Genomic DNA, 20,174 nt, shown 5'->3' with positions numbered 1-20,174 from the left:
CATGCGCGTTTCGAATGTCAGCATCAGCAGCGTGACCTTCGCGGCCGATCTCTCCGGCGCGCTATTCTGGGAAGAGCAGCGCCTGCTCGTCGTCTCCGACCTGCATCTGGAAAAAGGTTCCAGCTTCGCCATGCGCGGCGTGCTGCTGCCGCCTTACGACACCATCGCGACGCTCAGTCGTCTCGCTGCTGTCATCTCCCGCCATGATCCCCGAATCGTCATCGCGCTCGGCGACAGTTTTCACGATCGCACGGCGCATGGACGGCTGTCGGCGGAGGATCGCGACGCGGTCGCCGCCTTGCAGGCTGGCCGCGACTGGATCTGGATCTCAGGCAATCACGATCCGGCGCTGCCGCGTGATCTCGGCGGCACCGTCGCCGACGAAGTTGCGATCGGTCCGATCACCTTCCGCCACGAGCCGACGGGCGCGAGCGGCGAGATCGCCGGCCATCTTCATCCCAAGGCGCGTGTCTCCGCGCGCGGCCGCTCGATGGAGCGCCGCTGTTTCGCCTGTGACGGCGAGCGTGCCGTGATGCCCGCCTTCGGCGCCTACGCCGGCGGCCTCAGCATCCGCGATGTGGCGTTTGCAAAGATCTTTCCAATGAACGGTTTTGTCGCGCACCTGCTCGGCGACCGCCGCGTCCACGCGATCGCCGCGTCACGGTGCAGCTAAGCCGCTTTCGCCTGCACGTCGTCGCAGAACTCCGCCAGCCGATCTGCCAGCCGCAACGTCGCGGGACTTGCGCCCGGCGCGGCCATCAGCGCCACTTCGGTCCGGTTGATCGGCGCAAAGCCGTCCTTCGCGCTCAGCACGCGGTGGTCGGACTGGATCGCCATCTCCGACAGGATGCTCAAGCCCATGCCGGCCGCGACCGCGGCCTGGATGCCGGCCAGGCTCGATGACGTATAGGACATGTGCCAAATGCGGCCCGCGCTTTCCAGCGCATGGATGGCGCCGGCGCGGTAGAGGCAGCCGAGCGGAAAGCCGATCAGCGGCACGGAGGCGACATCGGCGTGGATCGGATGGCTCTTGCTGGTCACCCAGTGCACCTGCTCCGGCCACACCGCAATCGCGCCTTTCTCACCGGCCGCGCGCTTGAACAGCGCCAGATCGAGCTCGCCGCGATCGAGGTCGCGGGCGAGATTCTTGCTCTGGTCGGCGCGCACATCGAGCCGCAGGCCCGGATGCGAGCGCGAGAACGCGCCGAGCAGTTTCGCCAGCCGATACGCCGCAAAGTCCTCGGGGATGCCGAGCCGGATTGCGCCTTCGCCGTCGGGCTGGCGCAGCACGTCGCGCGCCTCTTCCGCAAGCGACAACAACCGCCGCGCATAGGACAGCAGCCGCTCGCCGGCTTCGGTGGGGCGCACGTCCTTGCCGTCGCGATGCAGCAGGACCTGGCCGACATCCTCCTCCAGCCGCTTGATCTGCTGGCTGACGGTCGATTGGGTGCGATGGACGCGCTCGCCGGCGCGGGTGAAGCCGCCGGCATCGACCACCGACACGAAGCTGCGCAGGAGCTCCAGATCGAGCATGGCTGCCTCCATTCGAAAATCCACTGGCTGAAAGTTAATCATTTAATTTCAAAATGACAAGCCGGCTCCCTAGATCGAGGGCTCAGGAGAATGCCCCTCATGTCGCTCGCCCCTTCGCTTGCCGTTCCGCGCAGCCGCTTCAACACGCTGCCGCTGGCCATCGGCCTGTTCTGCCTGCTCTGGAGCTACGCCTTCGTCGCCGGCAAGATCGGCGTGACCCATTGCCCGCCGCTGATCCTGCTCGCCGCGCGCTTCTCGCTCGCCGGCATCTTGATCCTCGGTGCCACGCTGGTCCGCGGCGACGACTGGTCGCTGTCCTGGCGCGATGCCGCGATCTTTGCCGTGCTCGGCGTCGCCAACAACGCGCTCTATCTCGGCCTCGGCTACACCGGGCTGCAATCGGTCTCCGCCGGCCTCGGCGGCCTGATCGTGTCGGCCAATCCGGTGTTCACGGCGGGCCTCGCCGCGCTGCTGCTCGGCGAAGGCATGACCTGGCGCAAGGCGAGCGGCCTCCTGCTCGGCATCACCGGCGTGACCTTGATCGTCTGGCACCGCCTGTCGGTCGGCACCGACTCGCTGCACGGCATCGTGTTCACGCTGGCCTCGCTCGCCTCCCTCGTCGCCGGCACCATTTTGTTCAAGCTGCTCGCGCCGAAGGGCTCGCTGTGGATCGGCAATGGCGTGCAGAATCTCGCCGCCGGCATCGTGCTGACGCCGGTGGCGCTCACCTTCGCCGATGTTCATCCCATCGATTTCACGCCGGGCCTGATCGGCGCCTTCGCCTTCCTCGTGCTCGGCGGCTCGATCCTGGCGTACTGGCTCTGGTTTCATTTCTTGAAAGTGTGTGGCGCGACGGCTGCCAGTGCCTATCATTTCCTGATGCCGCCGCTCGGCATGCTGTTTGCGTATCTCGTGCTCGGCGAACATGTCGAGGCGCGCGATCTGCTCGGAATCATCCCGGTCGCACTCGGCATCTATCTGGTGACGCGGCCCGCCAAATCCGTCTCGTAAGAGGAGTCCATCATGCCCATTTCCATCACCCTGATCGGCGGTCCCACTGCGCTGATCGAGATCGATGGCTTCCGTTTGCTCACCGATCCGACCTTCGATGACGCGCACACCGCCTATCAGCTGCCGCATGTGAAGCTGGAGAAGACGATCGGCCCTGCGCTCAAGGCCGATGCGATCGGCCCGATCGATGCCGTGCTGCTCAGCCACGACCAGCATTCGGACAATCTCGACAATTCCGGCCGCGACTTTCTCAAACATGTGAAGCGCGTGCTGACCACCGAGGCCGGCGCGCAGCGCCTCGGCGGGCATGTCGAAGGTTTGGCGCCGTGGGGCACGGCGCATCTGAAAGATCGTGACGGCAACTCGCTGACGATTACTGCGACCCCGGCGCGTCACGGGCCGGCCGGCATCGAGCCGCTGTCAGGCGACGTCATCGGCTTCGTGGTGTCGTCGAGCCGGACCGACACCACATCGGTCTACATCAGCGGCGACACCACCTGGTTCGACGGCGTCGCCGAGGTCGCGCGCCGTTTCAAATGCGGCGTGGTGATGCCTTTCGCCGGCGCCGCGCAAACGCGCGGGCCGTTCCATCTGACCATGGACACCAACGACACCATCGAGACCGCGCGCGCCTTCCCCGATGCGATGATCGTGCCGGTTCATACGGAGGGTTGGGCGCATTTCCGCCAGAACAGCGAGGATCTACGCAAGACCTTCGACGTGCTCGGCTTCGGGACGCGGCTGCGATTGCTCGAGCCCGGCGTGCCGACGGTGGTGCAGGCGCCGTAGCCCCGACTGTCATGCCCCGGCTTGACCGGGGCATCCAGTACGCCGCGGCGGTAATTGTGAGAGCGAGTCGCCTAACGCAGGCCTCTGGAATACTGGGTCGCCCGGTCGAGCCGGGCGACGACGAGAGGAGAGAGCGTAGTCTCCTCAATCCTTGCGAAACACGATCGAAGCCATCCATCCCGTCATCAGCGCCATCGCGGCGGTGACGAGGCCGTAGATCAGGCCGTTCTGCCGCGCGGTGGTGGCGACGAACTGCTCGAAGCCGACCTTGACGATCTCGAACGCGGTCTCGGTCTTGCCGATGAACGCGCCGTCGGCAAACAGCTTGATCTCCACCTCGTAAGTGCCGATCGGCACCTCCGCCGGCAGCGGAATGCCGGTGCGGAACAGCGTCGGCGTCAGGAACGTCACCGCGCTCGGATCCTCGCGGTAGAGACCGCGCTGGGTGCGCAGGCGGATGAAGGCGGAGCGGAATACGTCGTTCGGCACCACATCGGCATAGTCGCCGCTGACACGCTGGGTCAGCAGCACGTTGTTAAGCCCGATCTGCTGGCGCCGCGCGATCTCGGGCGAGGTGATGACATCGAAGGAGCGGTTGGCAAACAGCGCGAGATAGCTCGGCACCTCCAGGAACTGGCGGTAGTCGGTGTTGATCCAGATCCCGAAGGTGCGCTCCTTGCGCCGCGTCACCATCTCGGCGCGCGGGCCCATCACGGTGACGACGAGATCGTAGCTCTTGCGATCGGCGGGCGTGGAGGCGTCCTTCTCGACCGAACCGAACAACACCAGCTCCTCGCCGGAATAGTTCGGCGTCACCGTGACGCGGTGGTTGGAGACCGACACGATCAGCCGCTCGGCGCGTGCGGCGGAGCCGAGCAGCAGAACGAGCAGGACCGCGAGAGCTGTGCGCATCATCCGTTCACCCCCAGCTCGCGGATGGTGAAGAGGTCTTCGGGCCGGATCACCAGCTCGATGGCGAAGCGAACGCCGACCGAGAGGATCAAGAGGCCGAGCAGCAGCCGCAGCTGCTCGCCGCGGATCTTCTGACCGGCGCGTGCGCCGAACTGCGCGCCGGTGACACCGCCGACCATCAGGATCAGCGCCAGCACCGCGTCGACAAGGTGATTGGTCACCGCATGCAGCAGGGTCGCAAACAGCATCGTGACCAGCGTCAGGACCATCGAGGTGCCGATCACCGTCGAGGTCGGCACCCGCAGCAGATAGATCATGATCGGCACCAGGATGAAGCCGCCGCCGATGCCCATGATGGCGCCGATGAAGCCGATCAGGACGCCGATGATCACGACCGGAATGACCGAGAGGTAGATCTTGGAACGCTTGAACCGCATCTTCAGCGGCAGGCCATGGATCCAGTTGTGGGTGCGTCGTGGCGGCACCGCGCCGCGCCGGGTCCGCATTAGGGCGCGCAGGCCTTCGGAGAACATCAGGCTGCCGACGGTGGTGAGCAGCACGACGTAGGACAGTGCGATCATCAGATCGAGCTGGCCGAGCGCACGCAGCTGCGTGAAGGTCCACACGCCCAGCGCCGTCCCGGTCACGCCGCCGCATAACAGCACGCTTGCCAGCGCCGGGTCGATCGCGCGTCGCCGCCAATAGGCGAGCGCGCCGGAAAAGGACGAGGCGGCGATGTGGCTCGCGACGGAGGCGACCGCGACCGCCGGCGTGATGCCGATGAAGATCAAAAGCGGCGTCATCAGGAAGCCGCCGCCGATCCCGAACATGCCGGAGACGAAGCCGACCGCCGCGCCCATCGCTAGCACGAGGAAGACATTGACCGGAAGATCGGCGATCGGGAGATAGAGCTGCATCGAGAGACCACGCTTCCCGCGAGACGGATCGATTGCGCGGAATGCTCGCAGGAGGGCAGAACGATTGCCGCGCCCTTCAATAGCGGAATTCGGTGGCCGGCGGGACCAGGAATTTCGGGCGTGGTGAATGGGCTTAGAGAGATCAGATCACGGCTCGCAGCGAACCGAGCATTCCGCCACCTTCTCCGCCGTCATGCCCCGGCTTGACCGGGGCATCCACTACGCCGCAGCTTCTCCGTATCCAACCGACGCCTCTGGAATACTGGGTCGCCCGGTCAAGCCGGGCGACGACAAGAGGAGAAAGCGTACTAAACCGATTAATGCACAGCCGAGGCCGCGCGCTTGGCGGCAACCGGCTTCGGCGCAGGCTTCGCGTTGGCCTGCGGGGCGCTGTCCCAGCCGCCGTTCGGGGCCGCAACATTGACGGCGTCGTCGGGCTGCGGTTCGGCGCTGAAGGTCTGGATCGCGAGCTTGGCGGCGGCGAGCGATTGCGGGTCGAGCCGCTTGGCGACGTCGTCGCGCTTGCCGGCCGCGTCCGCATCGCCCTGGGCGGCGGCGAGCGTGAACCATTTATAGGACTCGGCGAGGTTCTGCTCGACCCCGATGCCGCGGGCATAGAGGATGCCGAGGTTGAACTGGCTGTCGGCGACGCCGCGGTCGGCGGCCTTCCGGAACCACAGTGCCGCGCTCTTGTAATTGGCTCCGCGTCCGCCGCCATCGGCGTCGAGCACCGCGAGATTGTGCATCGCCTTGGCGTTGCCGCGCTCGGCCGCCTGCGTGTAGTAGCGGCGGGCGATGTCGGCGTCCTTCTTCACGCCAAGACCCTTTTCGTAGAGTGTCCCGAGGCGGAAGGTTGCGGGCACGACGCCGGCCTGCGCCGCACGGTCGTACCATTTGGCGGCTTCGTCGTAATTCGCGGCCACGCCCTTGCCCTCGGCAAAGCGCACGCCGATCTCGTAGGCCGCGGTCGCATCGCCCTTCATCGCGGCGGTGCGCAAGCCGGGGCCACCGATGCCGTCAGGCAGCTTTTCGGTCGGCGGCACCTGGATCATCGCGAGTTTCGCGCGGCTCGTGCCCGACAGCGCGCCGGTGACGTCGCTCGACGCCGCAGGCGGGGTTGGCGCCGCGGTTTGCGGGATTTCGACCGAAGCGGTGCCGCTCGGGCTCGTCACGGACCCCGGCGCGGCATTGTTCTGCGACTGCTTTCCGATCGGCGTCGGCGAGGTCATCGAGGGCGTGACCTGCTCTGGCGCGGCGGGCTTGTTCTCAATGGACGGCAGGGCTCGCGGCGCGGGCTCGCTCGACGTATTCTCCATCGCCTGCGGCGCTGGCGACGAGCTGCTGCCATCGAGCAGGTTCATCGCCATCTTGAAGGTGCCGAGCACGATCACGACCACGCTCGCGCCGACCAGCAGCGAGCGGATCTTCGAGGTGATGGTCGACCCGCCTTCCTGGCCCTTGTCCTTGGCGCGACCGGCAGACGCCTTGGCGGCCCGGCCGGTTTTCTCGGGTGGCTGCGCGGCGGCGGCTTGCGCTGCGCGGCGCGCGGCAGCGATGAAGCTCGACGACGACACCGGCTCCTTGGGCGCGGCCGGGATTTCGCTGATTGCGCTTTCGGACGCAGCGATGCGCTCGGACGGCGTGGCGATGCGTGCACCCGGCCTTGTGCCCGGCTCGAGCGGATGATCCGGCGGCAGTTCGGGCGCAAGCGCGGCGCGCGTGGGCGCGGTATGCGGCTCCAGGATTTCGCTGATCGCGCGTGGCGGAACCGGCGGTGCCATCGGCATCGGCGGCGGCGCCGCCGGCGCGGCGGCTTGGAATTCGCGCGGCGCGGCGGCGAAGGCGGCGTGCGCCGCCTGCGCGGCGGCTGGATTGGGCAGCTCGGGCTTCGGATCGTATTTCGGGTGCTGCTGTTGCTGCGGCCGCGGCTCGTGCGCCATCGGCGCGGGCGCCATGGGAGCGGCCATCGGCATCGGCATCGGCTGCGCCGCAGGGGCGGGCGGCGCGGTGCGCACATTGCGAAGATCGCCCTCGATCATCGAGAGACGATCGACGACGTGGCCAAGGGCGTTGTGGACGGCCTCCAGCGAATCCTGGGTGGTCCGGTTGGTCTCGGCCTGGCTGAAGCGGATGTCGGAGAGCTCGCGCTTGACGAGATCGACCATGCCGGAATCGGCGGGCGGCGCGGAGTTGCGGCTCTCGGCCAGCGCGGAATAGGTCGCCTGCTGCCGCTCCAGGTGGCGCAGGATGTCGTGCAGCCCGTCCTCGACGCGGCTGAAATTGCCGTTGCGCGGATCGGAGGCGGCCTCGAGCCGCTCCAGCAGATACGAGACCCGCTGTTCAAGATGAGCGAAGGTCGAAGCCGAGTCGTTGCCGACCTGCATGCGATCGAAACGGTCAGACAGGGCGCGGATCGCGCTTTCGAGCTGCTCGCTGCTCTCGGATGGTTGAGGGCGCTCGCGCGTTTCCAGAGCGGCGGTGAGCGCCGCGATGCGCTGTTCCAGCACCGCAAAACTGTCGCCTTGGCCGGACGCACGGGTGACCTGGTCGACCTTGGACGACAGCAGCTGCACGTCGTCCGAGAGCCGTGCCAGCGCTTCGTTGGAGGCAACGTTGGAGACGATGCCACGCAGCGCCGAGATCGCGCCTTCGAGCTGGCGGACCGTCGACGGATCGTCATTGGCGCGCAGGATCAGATCGAGCTTGGCGCCGAGATTGCGGATCGCCTCGTCATAGCCGGTGAGCTGCTCGGCCGGCGTCAGCGTGCGGAGCACCTGCTTGATCTCGGACAGCGCGTGCTCGATGCCGGACAGGACCTGACCGTCGGTGCCGTTGGAGCGGGTCTCGTCGATGCGCCGATGCAGCGAGCGGATCTCGTTCTCGATCGATTCGATCGCGCGGCGCGGCATCGCCTCGGTGATGGCGTTGCGGATCTCCGCAAGCTCGCTGCGGAACGTGTTGATCGCCTGCTCGGTATTGTCAGGGCGCTGCAGCGATTCGATCTGGCTCGTGATCTTGAGCAGATGGCGCTCAAGCGCAGAGAAATCCGGCCCCGGCTGGGGTGGCGGCGGAGCATAGGCAGGCGCGGGCGGCGCCATCGGGGGCGCGTAAGGAGCTGCCGCGGGCGCGATCGGCGGCGCGGCGCGCGGCGGCATCTGCCTGGGCGTAAAGCCGTCGAGCTCGCTCTGCCGTGCGGTGATCTCGGCCACCGCGACGTCGAACGAAGCGGGGCTCAGGGGCGGTGAGTTGCGATAGACCTGTGCTGCCGCGCGCTCGACCGCATCGGCCTGGCGCTGGCGCGTTTCAACGGGGGCCTGTCGTGGTGCCGGAGCCTGCTGCGGCTTTGAGATTTGCGACAGCCTTGCATCGAGCCGCGAGATCGCGTCGTTGAGCTGGCGCGCAACGCCCTGCTCGCGCGAAACGTCTTGTCGCGGAGTATCTTGTCGCGAAGAATCTTGCCGCGGCGCGGGCTTTGAAATCCGCTCGATCTGCTGGGTGATGGCGTCGAGCCGCTGGTGGATGTCGGCAACTTCGCGGCTTTCCTGGCTCGGTACTTGAGTCGGTACCTGGCTCGGGACGTTCTGGGCTTGCGGACGCTGGTCGTAAAGTCCGCGAAAGTTTGGCGGGGCGGTCTCGCCGAGCGTGGAGTTCAGCCAATCGTTGAGTGACATGCCGGCGCGACGCGCAGCAGCTTCGGCCCGCTCCCGGACGGATGGATCGATGCCGTCAACACTCCACGATACGCGCGAATTCATGACTCTGTCCGGTTCCGACTCCGGCGCCCCATCCGGCGCCTCCAGTCTTCCCTCGCGTGCCGGTTGCAAAGACAATCGGATTTGGCGCGGGTCGTCTGCCTCGAAAACCGACTTTTGTCTGTTACGGTAAATAACGGGTTAAGGAACCCGTTGACGGTGTCTTAAAGTTGGGCGGCGGGGTGCGACACCCACCGCTGTCATGCCCCGCGAAAGCGGGGCATCCAGTACCCGCAGCCTCTCGATTCCAGCCGCGCAGCCTCTGGAATACTGGATCGCCCGCCCCCGTGCGCAATTGCGCACAAGGCGGGCGATGACAGCGGAATAATACGCAACGGCACGTCATGGCGTCTGGCCAGCCCCTCAGCCCTTGCCCTCGCGCTTGCCATCCTCCAGCGGCACCACGGTGCCGCTTGCGCTCATCGCCGACAGGGCCTCGAGCGCCTCTTCGCAGAAATCGGCCACCATCTGCTCGTGCCGGGCGCCGAGCTGAAGCAGCAGCAGGTTACCGAGGTCGAGCACGCCGGACGCCGCCCCTTCCGGGAAGCGCTTCTTCAGGATGCGCTCGTAGTTCTCGTGGCGATCGCGGTGGTGCTCGAGCCGGGCCATCAGGTCGGTGCGCATGGGCTCGAGGCCGATGCTGTCGAGCGCATGCAACCGCACCAGGAGATCGTCCTTGATGGAAGGGGGCGTGCTTGGCCGCGCGGCCCAGTGCCGCAGCGCTGTTCGGCCCTCCGGAGTCAGCGTATAGATCAGTTTATTGGGTTTGCCGGTTTGCACGACCTCGCGGCCCTGGATGTAGCCGCGGTCGCGCAGCTTGGAGAGCTCGCGGTAGATCTGCTGGTGGTCGGCCTTCCAGAAGAAGCCGATCGAGGAATCGAATGTCTTGGCGAGCTCGTAGCCCGTCATCGGACGTTCCGTCAGGCAAGCGAGGATTGCGTCGCCCAAAGCCATGACCCGGTCCTCCTGTTGTCGATCTTAACGAATTGGCTTGACTTTATGCGCATCGGCGCATATGCGTCAATGTGCATATGAGGCGACCCGATAACGAGGGCAAAAACCGCCCCGAAAACCCCAATGGAGTCAACCTTCGCGCTACTGTGCATGGGGTTGTTTTCGCGTTTTTTGCCCGAGCCTTTTAGGGAGGCACCTGAATGACCGGCCTCGAGTCCTGGTACGGCTACATTAAGTCGCATGACCGGGCAGCGCTCTGGGACCTGCTCCATCCCGACGCCGTCTTCGAAAGCCCTGTCGTGCACGCGCCGCAGCGCGGCCGCGACATCACCTTCAAATATCTGGCCAGCGCTGAGAAGGTGCTTGGCGGTCCCGGCTTCAGCTATGTCGGTGAATGGAAGAGTGAGAGCGGCGCCGTGCTCGAATTCAAGACCATGATCGACGGCATCGAGATCAACGGCGTCGACATCATCAGCTTCGACGGCGAGGGGCGCATCACGCATTTCAAGGTGATGGTGCGGCCGCTGAAGGCGATCAACATGCTGCATCGCCTGATGGCGGAACAGCTTGCCGCCACTCAATCCTAAGCCAATACCGTCACTTCAAGGCCTGCCGGGAGACCACCATGCCGATCTACAAAGCCCCCGTCGAAGACGTGAACTTCCTGCTCAACGACGTCTTCCAGATCGACCGCTACGACAATCTGGCCGGCTTCTCCGACGCGTCGAGCGACGTGCGCGAAGCCATTCTCGGCGAAGCTGCCAAGCTCGCCGAAGAAGTGCTGCAGCCGCTCAATCGCGTGGGCGATCTCGAAGGCTGCAAGCGCGCCGATGACGGTAGCGTCACCACGCCGACGGGATTCAAGGAGGCGTTCAAGCAGGTCGCCGAGGGCGGCTGGCTCGGCCTGTCGGCACCAACCGAGTTCGGCGGCCAGGGTCTGCCGGTGACGCTGAGCCAGGCGGTCAACGAATTCCAGATCTCCGCCAACATGGCGTTCTCGATGTATGGCGGCCTCACCATGGGCGCGACCGCGGCGCTGATCGTCCACGGCACGCCGGAGCAGAAGCAGACCTACGTGCCGAAGATGGTGGCGGGCGAGTGGACCGGCACCATGAACCTGACCGAGCCGCATTGCGGCACCGATCTCGGCATGCTCCGCACCAAGGCGGTGCGGCAGGCCGACGGCAGCTTCAAGATCACGGGCACCAAGATCTTCATCTCGGCCGGCGAGCATGACCTCGCGCCCAACATCATCCACCTCGTGCTTGCCCGCATTGAGGGCGCGCCCGCCGGCATCAAGGGCGTGTCGCTGTTCGTGGTGCCGAAATTCCTGGTCAATGCCGATGGTTCGGTCGGCGCACGCAACGGCGTGGTCTGCGGCTCGATCGAGCACAAGATGGGCATTCACGGCAATTCCACCTGCGTGATGAACTACGACAACGCCACCGGCTGGCTGATCGGCGAAGAGAACAAGGGCATGCAGGGCATGTTCGTGATGATGAACGAGGCCCGCCTCGGCGTCGCCGTGCAGGGTCTCGCGCAGTCGGAAGTGGCCTATCAGAACGCGGTCGCCTATGCGCGGGATCGCATCCAGGGCCGTTCGCTCACCGGTGCCAAGGCGCCGGACAAGCCGGCCGATCCGATCATCGTCCATCCCGACGTGCGCCGCACGCTGCTGTCGATCCGCGCCTTCAACGAGGCCGCGCGCGCCTTCGTGATGTGGACCGCGCTGAAGAGCGACGTCGCCCATCGCTCCGAGGATCCCAAGGACCGCCAGGCCGCCGATGATCACATGGGCCTGATGACGCCGGTGCTGAAGGGCTTTCTCACCGATTACGGCTTCGCCAACGCGGTGCAGGCGCAGCAGATGTATGGCGGCCACGGCTATATCGCCGAGCAGGGCATGGAGCAGTTCGTGCGCGATGCCCGCATCGCCATGATCTACGAAGGCGCCAACGGCATCCAGGCGCTCGACCTCGTCGGCCGCAAGCTGCCGCGCGACGGCGGCCGCGCCATCATGGCGTTCTTCGGCGAGGTCATGGCCTTCGCCAAGGAGAACGGCGGCGACGAGGCGATGAAGCCCTACATCACTCCGCTCTCGGCCTCGCTCGGCCATCTCCAGCAGGCCACCACCTGGCTGATGCAGAACGCGATGGCCAAGCCCGACAATGCCGGTGCCGCCGCAACCGATTACCTCAATCTCTTCGGCTTCGTCGCGCTCGGCTATATGTGGGCGAAGATGGCGAAGGTGACGCAGGGCAAGATTGCCGAGAGCGGTGCGACGCCCTATCTCTCGACCAAGCTCGTCACCGGCCGTTTTTTCATGGAGCGGATGCTGCCGGAGACCGCCGCCAATCTCGCGCGCATCCAGGCCGGCTGCGCCACCATCATGGAACTGCCGGCGGAAGCGTTCTGAAGCCGCTTTCGCTGCGACCGGATCACGACCACAAGATCATCACATCAGGAGGGCGTCATGCCTGAGGCATTCATCTACGACCACGTCCGCACCCCGCGCGGCCGCGGCAAGGCGGACGGCGCGCTGCACGAAGTCACCGCGCTCGCGCTCGCGACCGTGCCGCTCAAGGCGCTGAAGGACCGCAACAACCTCCCCGAAGATTCCGTCGATGACGTCATTCTCGGCGTGGTCGATCCGGTCGGCGAAGCCGGCTCCGACATCGCGCGCTTTGCCGCGCTGAAGGCGGGCCTCGGCGAAGCGGTGCCGGGCGTCCAGATCAGCCGCTTCTGCGCCTCCGGCCTCGATGCCGTGAATTTTGCCGCAGCCCAGGTGATGAGCGGCCAGCACGAGCTCGTGATCGGCGGCGGCGCCGAATCGATGAGCCGCGTCGGCATCGGCGCTTCCGGCGGCGCCTGGCCGATGGACCCCTCGATGGCAGTGCCGGCCTATTTCATGCCGCAGGGTGTCTCGGCCGATCTGATCGCGACCAAATACGGCTTCTCGCGTGACGACGTCGACGCCTATGCGGTGCAGAGCCAGCAGCGTGCGGCGAAGTCCTGGGAAGAAGGCCGCTTTGACAAGTCGGTCGTCCCGGTGAAGGACATCAACGGCCTCACCATCCTCGCCAAGGACGAGCATATGCGTCCTTCGACGACGATGCAGTCGCTGGCGCAGCTGCAGCCGGCGTTCACGATGATGGCGCAGATGGGCGGCTTCGATGGCGTCGCGGTGCAGTCGCATCCGGAAATCGAACGCGTCAATTACGTGCACCACGCCGGCAATTCGTCGGGCATTGTCGATGGTGCCGGCGCCGTTTTGCTCGGCAGCAAGGAAGCCGGCGGCAAGTACGGACTGAAGCCGCGTGCAAGGATCCGCGCATTCGCCAATATCGGCTCGGAGCCCGCGATGATGCTGACCGGCCCGGTTGATGTCACCGAAAAGCTGTTCGCGCGCTCGGGCATGAAGAAGTCGGACATCGACCTGTTCGAGCTCAACGAGGCCTTCGCCTCGGTTGTGCTGCGCTACATCCAGGCCTTCGACATCGACAACGCCAAGATCAACGTCAATGGCGGTGCGATCGCGCTCGGCCATCCGCTCGGCGCGACCGGTGCCATGATCCTCGGGACGGTGCTCGACGAGCTCGAGCGCACCAACAAGGCGACCGCACTGGTGACGCTGTGCATCGGCGGCGGCATGGGCACCGCGACCATCATCGAACGCGTCTAAGGGCAGGGAGCAACCAGCATGGCTTACAAGAACTTCAAGGTTGAGACCGATTCCGACGGCATCGCGCTCGTGACCTGGGACATCCCGGGCCGTTCGATGAACGTGCTCGACGAGACATCGACCAGCGAGCTCGACGCGATCGTCAAGGCGACCACGGCCGACGCCGTGGTGAAGGGGGTCGTCATCACCTCTGCCAAGGAGGCGTTCTGCGCGGGTGCCGATCTGTCCATGCTCGAGGGCATGAATCAGGCCTACGCAAAAGTGTTTGGGGAGCAGGGCGAGACGGCCGCGAACCAGATGCTGTTCGAGCAGAGCCGGCGCTTCTCGCAGGTGCTGCGCTCGATCGAAACCTCCGGCAAGCCGTGGGCGGCGGCGATCAACGGGCTCGCGCTCGGCGGCGGTTTCGAGATCACGCTGTGCTGCCACTATCGCGTGGCGGCGGAGAATCCCAAGACCCGCCTCGGTCTGCCCGAGGTCAAGGTCGGCCTGTTCCCGGGCGCCGGCGGCACGCAGCGCGTGCCGCGCCTGGTGCCGCCGCAGGACGCGATGACGATCCTGCTCAAGGGCGATCCGGTCACGATCGAGAAAGCCAAGGCGCTGAATCTGATCCACGCCATCGTTCCCGCCGCCGACCTCGTCAAGGCGGCAAAGGACTGGATCAAGGGCGGCGGCAAGGCTGTTGCGCCCTGGGACGAGAAGGGCTTCAAGCTGCCGGGCGGTCCGGTGTTCTCCAAGGCCGGCATGATGATGTTCCCGGCCGGCAACGCGATCTATCGCCGCGAGACCTACGACAATTATCCGGCCGCACGCGCGATCATGAGCTGCGTCTACGAGGGCCTGCAGCTGCCGATCGACGCCGCGCTCCGTGTCGAGTCGCGCTACTTCACCTCGGTGCTGCGCTCGAAGGAAGCGGCTGCGATGATCCGCAGCCTGTTCCTGTCGATGCAGGAGCTCAACAAGGGCGCGCGCCGTCCGAAGGATGTGCCGCCGACCAAGGTGAAGAAGATCGCCGTGATCGGCGCCGGCTTCATGGGCGCGAGCGTCGGCTATGTCTCAGCCCGTGCCGCTCTCGACGTCGTCCTGATCGATCGCGACCAGGAGAGCGCCGACAAGGGCAAGGCGCATGCGCAAAAGGTGATCGAGGAGCAGATCAAGAAGGGCCGCGCCAAGCCCGGCGACGCAGAAGCGCTGCTCGCGCGCATCACGGCGACCGCGGACTATTCCGCGCTCAAGGACGTCGATCTCGTCATCGAGGCCGTGTTCGAGGACCGCAAGGTCAAGGCTGATACCTTTGCCAAGGCGCAGGAGCACATGAAGCCGGACGTGATCTTCGCGTCCAACACCTCGACGCTTCCGATCACCTCGCTGGCGGAATCCTTCAAGGACCAAGGCAGGTTCGTCGGCATCCACTTCTTCTCGCCGGTCGAGAAGATGATGCTGGTCGAGATCATCCAGGGCAAGAACACCGGCGATCTCGCGATCGCGACCGCGCTCGACTACGTCCGGCAGATCGGCAAGACGCCGATCGTCGTCAACGACTCCAGAGGCTTCTTCGCCAATCGCTGCGTCGGCCGCTACGTCGCCGAGGGCAACGAGATGTTCCTCGAGGGCGTGCCGCCGGCGATGATCGAGAACTGTGCCAAGATGGCCGGCATGCCGGTCGGCCCGCTCTCGCTGTCGGACGAGGTCGCGCTCGACCTCGGGCTCAAGATCATGAAGGCGACGGAAGCCGACCTCGGCCCCAACGCCATCAATCCCGATCAGAAGAAGCTGATGGTGGAGATGGTCGAGAAGCAGGGCCGTCTGGGCCGCAAGAACAGCAAGGGTTTTTACGATTACCCCGAGAAGGGCAAGGGCCAGAAGAGCCTGTGGCCGGGCTTGTCCGCGCTGCAGCCGAAGCAGCTCGATCCCGATACCCTCGACGTTGAGGAGTTGAAGCAGCGCTTCCTGGTAGTGCAGGCGGTGGAGGCCGCGCGCACCGTTGAGGACCACGTCATCACCGATCCGCGCGAAGCGGATGTCGGCTCGATCCTCGGCTTCGGCTTCGCGCCGTTCACCGGTGGCACGCTGTCCTATATCGACTTCATGGGCCCGAAAAAATTCGTCGAGCTTTGCCACAAGCTGGAAGCGAAATACGGCTCGCGCTTCACCCCGCCGAAGCTCCTTGAGGAGATGGCCGCGAAGGGAGAAACCTTCTACGGCCGCTTCGCTCCGAAGAAGGCGGCGGCGTGATTCTCTGAACCCGTAGCCGGGATAAAAAATACGAAAGGCCGGATTTTCGATCCGGCCTTTCGCATGTGCGCTCAGGCAGCCTGGATCAGCCCTTCCTTCTTCATCGCTTCCTGCACCTGCGGCCGCGCCGCGACGCGGGTCTTGTACGCGGCAAGGTTCGGCATCGCCGAGAGGTCGAACTTCATCCGGTCGCCCCAGGTCAGCATCGTGAAGAGATAACCGTCGGCCACCGTGAACTGCTTGCCCATGAGGTAGTCGCGGCCGGCGAGCTGGCTGTCGATGTATTTCAGCTTGCCCATGACGCGGTCCTTGAAGAAGGCCTTGGCCTCGTCGTTCAGCGTCGGCGCGAACATCGGGCCGAAGCTCTTGTGGACCTCCGAGGTGAGGAAGTTCAGCCATTCGAGCAGCTTGTAGCGCTCGGCGCTGCCGTGGGCCGGCGCCAGCGCCTTGGCTGAGGCCTGATCGGCGATCATCTGGACAATCACCGGGCCTTCGGTCACGATCTCTCCGCTATCGAGGCCCAGCGCAGGGACCTGGCCCTTGGGGTTCAGCTTCAGATAATCCTCACCGTTTTCGAGCTTCTTGGCCCGAATATCGACCTTGACCAGTTCATAGGGCAGGCCGGCTTCCAGGAGCGCGATATGGGGGGACAGCGAGCACGCACCGGGCGAATAGTACAATTTCATGGAATTTCCTCCTCTTGTTGCTTGGTTCAGGCGAAAGAACGACTACATGCATCTGCTTGAAATAGTCAAGATTGATGCAGGTGCATCGAATAGGGTAAGAGACGGGCGACGAGCTTGAGCGGGACCATGAAACGCAAACCATCGACCGAGGCGACTTCCGCCTGGATCCGCTTGATGCGGGTACAGAGCCGCGTGCTCAATTGCGTCGAGCAGGACCTGAAGAAGGCCGGCTTCCCGCCGCTGGCATGGTATGACGCGCTGCTCGAACTGTCACGGGCGCCCTCGGGCGAGCTCCGGCCGGTCGAGCTCGAACGGCAGATGCTGATCCCGCAATATTCGACATCGCGCCTGATCGACCGCCTGGTCGACGAAGGCCTCGCCTCGCGGCGTGAATGCAAGATCGACAAGCGCGGCCAATTCGTGGAGATCACGGAAGCCGGCCGCGAATTGCAGAAGCGGATGTGGGGCGCCTATTCGGCCGCGATCGAGAAATATGTCGGTTCGAAGCTGTCCGATGCGGATGCCGTGAAGCTCAGCGGTCTGCTCGACCGTCTGGGCTGCTCGTGCGGCGAGATGAAACTGCCGCCTGCCCACGTCAACGAAACCACGCCGTTGCGATGATCGCGCGGCAAACCAGCTCGTCCGTGCAGCCGGTGGCTGCGCGGACCATCCCTGTCACCCACGCGCGTTCGATCGAAGCGCTTTTGATTAGAGTCTGATATGGCGCGAGACCAGATCGATATGACGCCGCTGCAATCGCGCGACGAACTCGTCGCGTGGTTCGAGGCTGGTTGCAAGGACCCGTCCGAATTCCGCATGGGCACCGAGCACGAGAAGACACCGTTCACGCTCGAAGGCCACCGTCCGGTGCCCTACGAGGGCGCGCGCGGTATCGGCGCGCTGCTCGAAGGCATGAAACTCCTGCTCGGCTGGGAGCCGATCATGGAGAGGGGCAACATCATCGGCCTCTACGACGTCACTGGCGGCGGCGCGATCTCGCTCGAGCCTGGCGGGCAGTTCGAACTCTCGGGTGCCCCCGTCGAGAACGTGCACCAGACCCAGAGTGAGCTGATGGCGCATCTGGCGCAGGTGCGCGAGATCGCAACGCCGCTCGGCATCGGCTTCCTCGGCCTCGGCATGACGCCGTCCTGGTCGCGCGCCGACATCCCGGTGATGCCCAAGGGCCGCTACAAGATCATGACCAATTACATGCCGAAGGTCGGCCAGTACGGCCTCGACATGATGTACCGGACCTGCACGGTACAGACCAATCTCGACTTCTCCTCCGAAGCGGACATGGTCAAGAAGCTGCGTGTCTCGCTCGCGCTCCAGCCGGCCGCAACCGCCTTGTTCGCCAATTCGCCGTTTACCGAGGGCAAGCCAAACGGCTTTCTCTCCTTCCGGTCCGAGATCTGGCGCGACACCGACAACGCGCGCGCCGGCATGATGCCGTGGGCATTCGAGGACGGCATGGGCTTCGAGCGCTATGTCGACTACGCGCTCGACGTGCCCATGTATTTCGTCAAGCGCGACGAGGACTACATCGACGTCTCGGGCTCCTCGTTCCGCGCCTTCTTCGATGGCCGCAACAACAATTTGCCCGGGGAACGCCCGACGCTGTCGGACTGGGCCAACCATCTTTCGACGATTTTCCCGGAGGTGCGGCTCAAGCGCTATCTCGAGATGCGCGGCTCCGACGGTGGCCCGTGGGGCCGTCTGCCGGCGCTATCGGCGTTCTGGGCCGGGTTGCTCTACGACGATGTGTCGCTGGATGCCGCCTGGGACCTCGTGAAGCACTGGACCGCGCATGAGCGTCAGGCGCTGCGCGACGACGTGCCACGCTTCGGGTTCAAGTCGCGAATCAAGGACCGCTATCTGTTCGAGATCGCCAAGGAGTGCCTCGTTCTGGCGCATGCCGGCTTGCGCCGGCGCGGCCGGATCGACCAGCTTGGCCGCGACGAGACCAGGCATCTGGAGCCGCTCGATCGCATTATCGATTCCGGCCGCACGCCGGCTGAGGAGATGCTCGACAAGTTCAACGGTCCCTGGAACCGCTCGGTGGAACCGGCCTACGCGGAATACGCGTTCTAGACCCAAGGCAAAACGATCGGACTCGGGCCGTTCATCGCCCGTACAGGTTTGCGGCGATCAAATGGCCAGCTGAAAAACCCGAGCGTCGTCAATAACTCGAAAGCTGTTCCGATGGGGAAGGGCCGCCTGGCCGTCATGGCAAGCGTCCTGGCAGGCGTCGTAGCCTGCGCCGCGTTGCTTTCGCTCGTGTTTGCGAGCTGGCCTGCGCGCGCCCAGACGGCGTTCGACCGGCCAGGCGGAGATTATTTCAGCTCTCCGGTCACGTCGGGCGATCCCGAGGATTGCGCGCTGCTGTGCGAGCGCGACCGCCGTTGCCGCTCGTGGAGCTTCAACTATCCTGACATCGAAGGCGGCTCGGCGGTGTGCTGGCTGAAGAACACGGTGCCTGCGCGCGTGCCGGGAAGCTGCTGCATCTCCGGCGTGCGCGGCGCCGGTGTGATCGAGCCGCGTGTCGAAGGCGTGGAGACCTCCATCGACCGCCCCGGCGGCGATTTGCGCAATTTCGAGATGAAGGACGGCGAAGGCGAAGAAGCCTGCAAGGCCGTGTGCACCGCCGACAACAAATGCCGCGCCTTCACCTATGCCCGCCCGGGCTACACGGGACGCGAAGCGCGCTGTTTCCTGAAAAAGGAGATCAAGCCGCCGCGGCGGAAGGCGGGATTCACGTCGGGCGTGGTGAGATAGCTCGGATCATTCCGGCGCAATCACCGTAAGCTCGGGCCACAACGCCCTCCATCTCGCGGCCTTTACCGCGTAATTCGCTGCGGAGAAATTCGGGCTTGGATTGGGGCGTGCAATCAAGCCCGCCACGTCATCGAAGCCGTGCGGCGCATAAACGTCGAAACCGTCGTCCGAGCGCCGCACGCCCACTTGCGTGTTCTGTGTGAGGAAACGGTCGATACCGTCAGTCGAGCACGACAGCGGCGGATAGGGCAGGCCGTGCTTGGCCGGGTACCACAGATGCACGCGTGCCTGGTTGCGGGTCTCGATCTTGACGCCGAGATGATCGAGGCGCGCTTGCAGCTTGCGGATCACGACGTCCTCCGCGTCCCAGGAGGTGTCAGGGTCGAAGTAGAAGACGTCGTAATCGGCAATGCCGTAATCGATCGCACGGCCGGTGAGCACGTTCCAAACCGATTGCACGAGACATCCCGAGACCAGCCACGCATCGGGCAGCGCGAGCTGGTGGAGCTCATCGAGAATCGCGACGTTAATCGGGTTCTTTAGCGCCAGCGCGAGGAAGCGGGCCTCATCCATGACAGTCGTCACGCGCTCACGCGTGCATCATAATCCGCTCGCGCCGCCTTCGAAGCCAGCGCGCGCCAACGCCGCCGCAGCAGCGACTCCACGATCGCGCGCTTTGCCTTGGACAGGCGGATCAGCACTATCGGATAATCGGCGTAGTGATCGGTGAAGTAGAAGATTTTTGGCTGGCTCTCGACCAGCATCGCGCGCTCGTCGAGCGGGACGTCCGGCATCACCAGGCTGTCGCCATCTTCCTTCAGACGCGCCAGCATCTTCTTGCGCACCTTTAGTGCGGGCGTGCCGTAGGAGGTACCGTCCTCGACCTCCGGCCACGTCAGTGCGAATTTTCTGACGTCGTCGAAGGTCATGA

General features: G+C 65.2%; 18 protein-coding genes. 10 read left to right on the top strand and 8 right to left on the bottom strand.

Annotated features, from left to right (window positions below; genetic code table 11):
* The first annotated feature begins 1 nt into the window (after position 1).
* Positions 2–673, top strand: a complete 672-nt coding sequence (pdeM, locus tag AB3L03_RS14925; RefSeq protein WP_018460027.1) for a ligase-associated DNA damage response endonuclease PdeM — start codon at positions 2–4, stop codon at positions 671–673.
* Here the strand turns inward: pdeM and AB3L03_RS14920 are convergent.
* Positions 670–1,533: a LysR family transcriptional regulator gene (locus tag AB3L03_RS14920; RefSeq protein ID WP_026233925.1), complete on the bottom strand. Its 864-nt coding sequence runs from the start codon at positions 1,531–1,533 to the stop codon at positions 670–672. The two genes, pdeM and AB3L03_RS14920, sit on opposite strands and share 4 nt — an antisense overlap.
* Before the next feature lie 99 nt (positions 1,534–1,632).
* On the opposite strand from AB3L03_RS14920, the gene AB3L03_RS14915 reads away from it, so the two are divergent.
* Both AB3L03_RS14915 and AB3L03_RS14910 read left to right on the top strand, forming a co-directional pair.
* A complete protein-coding gene (locus AB3L03_RS14915) occupies positions 1,633–2,544 on the top strand; it encodes a DMT family transporter (protein ID WP_368508852.1) in 912 nt (303 codons plus the stop codon).
* A gap of 12 nt (positions 2,545–2,556) precedes the next feature.
* Entirely contained in the window at positions 2,557–3,333 is a 777-nt protein-coding gene (locus AB3L03_RS14910; RefSeq protein WP_018460024.1) for an MBL fold metallo-hydrolase, read from the top strand.
* A gap of 144 nt (positions 3,334–3,477) precedes the next feature.
* On the opposite strand, the gene AB3L03_RS14905 is transcribed toward AB3L03_RS14910, so the two are convergent.
* The 4 genes from AB3L03_RS14905 to AB3L03_RS14890 all read right to left on the bottom strand — a co-directional run bounded on the left by AB3L03_RS14905 (position 3,478) and on the right by AB3L03_RS14890 (position 9,868).
* Positions 3,478–4,248 carry a TIGR02186 family protein gene (locus AB3L03_RS14905; RefSeq protein ID WP_368508851.1) on the bottom strand — a complete coding sequence of 257 codons (771 nt, stop codon included), beginning with the start codon at positions 4,246–4,248 and terminating at the stop codon, positions 3,478–3,480.
* Complete coding sequence (locus AB3L03_RS14900; protein WP_018460022.1) at positions 4,245–5,162, bottom strand: sulfite exporter TauE/SafE family protein; 918 nt, start codon at positions 5,160–5,162, stop codon at positions 4,245–4,247. The genes AB3L03_RS14905 and AB3L03_RS14900 overlap by 4 nt, the downstream gene beginning before the upstream one ends.
* A 317-nt stretch (positions 5,163–5,479) precedes the next feature.
* Entirely contained in the window at positions 5,480–8,917 is a 3,438-nt protein-coding gene (locus tag AB3L03_RS14895; protein ID WP_247364182.1) for a tetratricopeptide repeat protein, read from the bottom strand.
* Between the two features lie 360 nt (positions 8,918–9,277).
* Positions 9,278–9,868, bottom strand: a complete 591-nt coding sequence (locus AB3L03_RS14890; RefSeq protein WP_018460020.1) for a PadR family transcriptional regulator — start codon at positions 9,866–9,868, stop codon at positions 9,278–9,280.
* 200 nt (positions 9,869–10,068) lie between these two features.
* Here AB3L03_RS14890 and AB3L03_RS14885 point away from each other — a divergent pair, with 200 nt between their 5' ends.
* Genes AB3L03_RS14885 through AB3L03_RS14870 form a run of 4 tightly spaced genes read left to right on the top strand, consistent with a single transcriptional unit; the run spans position 10,069 to position 15,782 of the window.
* Entirely contained in the window at positions 10,069–10,455 is a 387-nt protein-coding gene (locus tag AB3L03_RS14885; RefSeq protein WP_368508850.1) for a nuclear transport factor 2 family protein, read from the top strand.
* A 38-nt stretch (positions 10,456–10,493) separates the two neighbouring features.
* Positions 10,494–12,284 (top strand): acyl-CoA dehydrogenase C-terminal domain-containing protein, encoded by a 1,791-nt coding sequence (locus AB3L03_RS14880; protein ID WP_368508849.1) that lies wholly within the window; start codon positions 10,494–10,496, stop codon positions 12,282–12,284.
* 57 nt (positions 12,285–12,341) lie between these two features.
* Positions 12,342–13,550 (top strand): acetyl-CoA C-acetyltransferase, encoded by a 1,209-nt coding sequence (locus tag AB3L03_RS14875; RefSeq protein ID WP_018460017.1) that lies wholly within the window; start codon positions 12,342–12,344, stop codon positions 13,548–13,550.
* Positions 13,551–13,568: 18 nt separating this feature from the next.
* Entirely contained in the window at positions 13,569–15,782 is a 2,214-nt protein-coding gene (locus AB3L03_RS14870) for a 3-hydroxyacyl-CoA dehydrogenase NAD-binding domain-containing protein (RefSeq protein WP_368508848.1), read from the top strand.
* 71 nt (positions 15,783–15,853) lie between these two features.
* Here the strand turns inward: AB3L03_RS14870 and gstA are convergent, their stop codons facing one another.
* Complete coding sequence (gene gstA, locus AB3L03_RS14865) at positions 15,854–16,468, bottom strand: glutathione transferase GstA (protein WP_018460015.1); 615 nt, start codon at positions 16,466–16,468, stop codon at positions 15,854–15,856.
* Between the two features lie 126 nt (positions 16,469–16,594).
* On the opposite strand from gstA, the gene AB3L03_RS14860 reads away from it, so the two are divergent.
* From AB3L03_RS14860 to AB3L03_RS14850, 3 genes are all read left to right on the top strand, one after another.
* Positions 16,595–17,089 carry a MarR family winged helix-turn-helix transcriptional regulator gene (locus AB3L03_RS14860; RefSeq protein ID WP_007599417.1) on the top strand — a complete coding sequence of 165 codons (495 nt, stop codon included), beginning with the start codon at positions 16,595–16,597 and terminating at the stop codon, positions 17,087–17,089.
* Between the two features lie 99 nt (positions 17,090–17,188).
* Entirely contained in the window at positions 17,189–18,559 is a 1,371-nt protein-coding gene (locus AB3L03_RS14855; RefSeq protein ID WP_368508847.1) for a glutamate--cysteine ligase, read from the top strand.
* A gap of 111 nt (positions 18,560–18,670) precedes the next feature.
* Complete coding sequence (locus AB3L03_RS14850) at positions 18,671–19,243, top strand: PAN domain-containing protein (protein WP_018460013.1); 573 nt, start codon at positions 18,671–18,673, stop codon at positions 19,241–19,243.
* Positions 19,244–19,249: 6 nt separating this feature from the next.
* On the opposite strand, the gene AB3L03_RS14845 is transcribed toward AB3L03_RS14850, so the two are convergent.
* Together AB3L03_RS14845 and AB3L03_RS14840 are read right to left on the bottom strand one after the other, a co-directional pair.
* Complete coding sequence (locus tag AB3L03_RS14845) at positions 19,250–19,816, bottom strand: nucleotidyltransferase family protein (RefSeq protein WP_085351978.1); 567 nt, start codon at positions 19,814–19,816, stop codon at positions 19,250–19,252.
* Between the two features lie 8 nt (positions 19,817–19,824).
* A complete protein-coding gene (locus tag AB3L03_RS14840) occupies positions 19,825–20,172 on the bottom strand; it encodes an MmcQ/YjbR family DNA-binding protein (protein ID WP_368508846.1) in 348 nt (115 codons plus the stop codon).
* Positions 20,173–20,174: the final 2 nt, after the last annotated feature.

Origin of the sequence: Bradyrhizobium lupini (genome assembly GCF_040939785.1) — a bacterium.
Classification (GTDB): domain Bacteria; phylum Pseudomonadota; class Alphaproteobacteria; order Rhizobiales; family Xanthobacteraceae; genus Bradyrhizobium; species Bradyrhizobium canariense_D.
The sequence above is the reverse complement of the archived record's forward strand: the minus strand, read 5'-3'. Positions and strand labels throughout refer to the sequence as shown.

Coding starts and splice junctions, on each gene's coding strand:
- pdeM (WP_018460027.1), top strand. CDS start 2: ATGCGCGTTTCGAATGTCAGCATCAGCAGCGTGACCTTCGCGGCCGAT.
- AB3L03_RS14920 (WP_026233925.1), bottom strand. CDS start 1,533: ATGCTCGATCTGGAGCTCCTGCGCAGCTTCGTGTCGGTGGTCGATGCC.
- AB3L03_RS14915 (WP_368508852.1), top strand. CDS start 1,633: ATGTCGCTCGCCCCTTCGCTTGCCGTTCCGCGCAGCCGCTTCAACACG.
- AB3L03_RS14910 (WP_018460024.1), top strand. CDS start 2,557: ATGCCCATTTCCATCACCCTGATCGGCGGTCCCACTGCGCTGATCGAG.
- AB3L03_RS14905 (WP_368508851.1), bottom strand. CDS start 4,248: ATGATGCGCACAGCTCTCGCGGTCCTGCTCGTTCTGCTGCTCGGCTCC.
- AB3L03_RS14900 (WP_018460022.1), bottom strand. CDS start 5,162: ATGCAGCTCTATCTCCCGATCGCCGATCTTCCGGTCAATGTCTTCCTC.
- AB3L03_RS14895 (WP_247364182.1), bottom strand. CDS start 8,917: ATGAATTCGCGCGTATCGTGGAGTGTTGACGGCATCGATCCATCCGTC.
- AB3L03_RS14890 (WP_018460020.1), bottom strand. CDS start 9,868: ATGGCTTTGGGCGACGCAATCCTCGCTTGCCTGACGGAACGTCCGATG.
- AB3L03_RS14885 (WP_368508850.1), top strand. CDS start 10,069: ATGACCGGCCTCGAGTCCTGGTACGGCTACATTAAGTCGCATGACCGG.
- AB3L03_RS14880 (WP_368508849.1), top strand. CDS start 10,494: ATGCCGATCTACAAAGCCCCCGTCGAAGACGTGAACTTCCTGCTCAAC.
- AB3L03_RS14875 (WP_018460017.1), top strand. CDS start 12,342: ATGCCTGAGGCATTCATCTACGACCACGTCCGCACCCCGCGCGGCCGC.
- AB3L03_RS14870 (WP_368508848.1), top strand. CDS start 13,569: ATGGCTTACAAGAACTTCAAGGTTGAGACCGATTCCGACGGCATCGCG.
- gstA (WP_018460015.1), bottom strand. CDS start 16,468: ATGAAATTGTACTATTCGCCCGGTGCGTGCTCGCTGTCCCCCCATATC.
- AB3L03_RS14860 (WP_007599417.1), top strand. CDS start 16,595: ATGAAACGCAAACCATCGACCGAGGCGACTTCCGCCTGGATCCGCTTG.
- AB3L03_RS14855 (WP_368508847.1), top strand. CDS start 17,189: ATGGCGCGAGACCAGATCGATATGACGCCGCTGCAATCGCGCGACGAA.
- AB3L03_RS14850 (WP_018460013.1), top strand. CDS start 18,671: ATGGGGAAGGGCCGCCTGGCCGTCATGGCAAGCGTCCTGGCAGGCGTC.
- AB3L03_RS14845 (WP_085351978.1), bottom strand. CDS start 19,816: ATGGATGAGGCCCGCTTCCTCGCGCTGGCGCTAAAGAACCCGATTAAC.
- AB3L03_RS14840 (WP_368508846.1), bottom strand. CDS start 20,172: ATGACCTTCGACGACGTCAGAAAATTCGCACTGACGTGGCCGGAGGTC.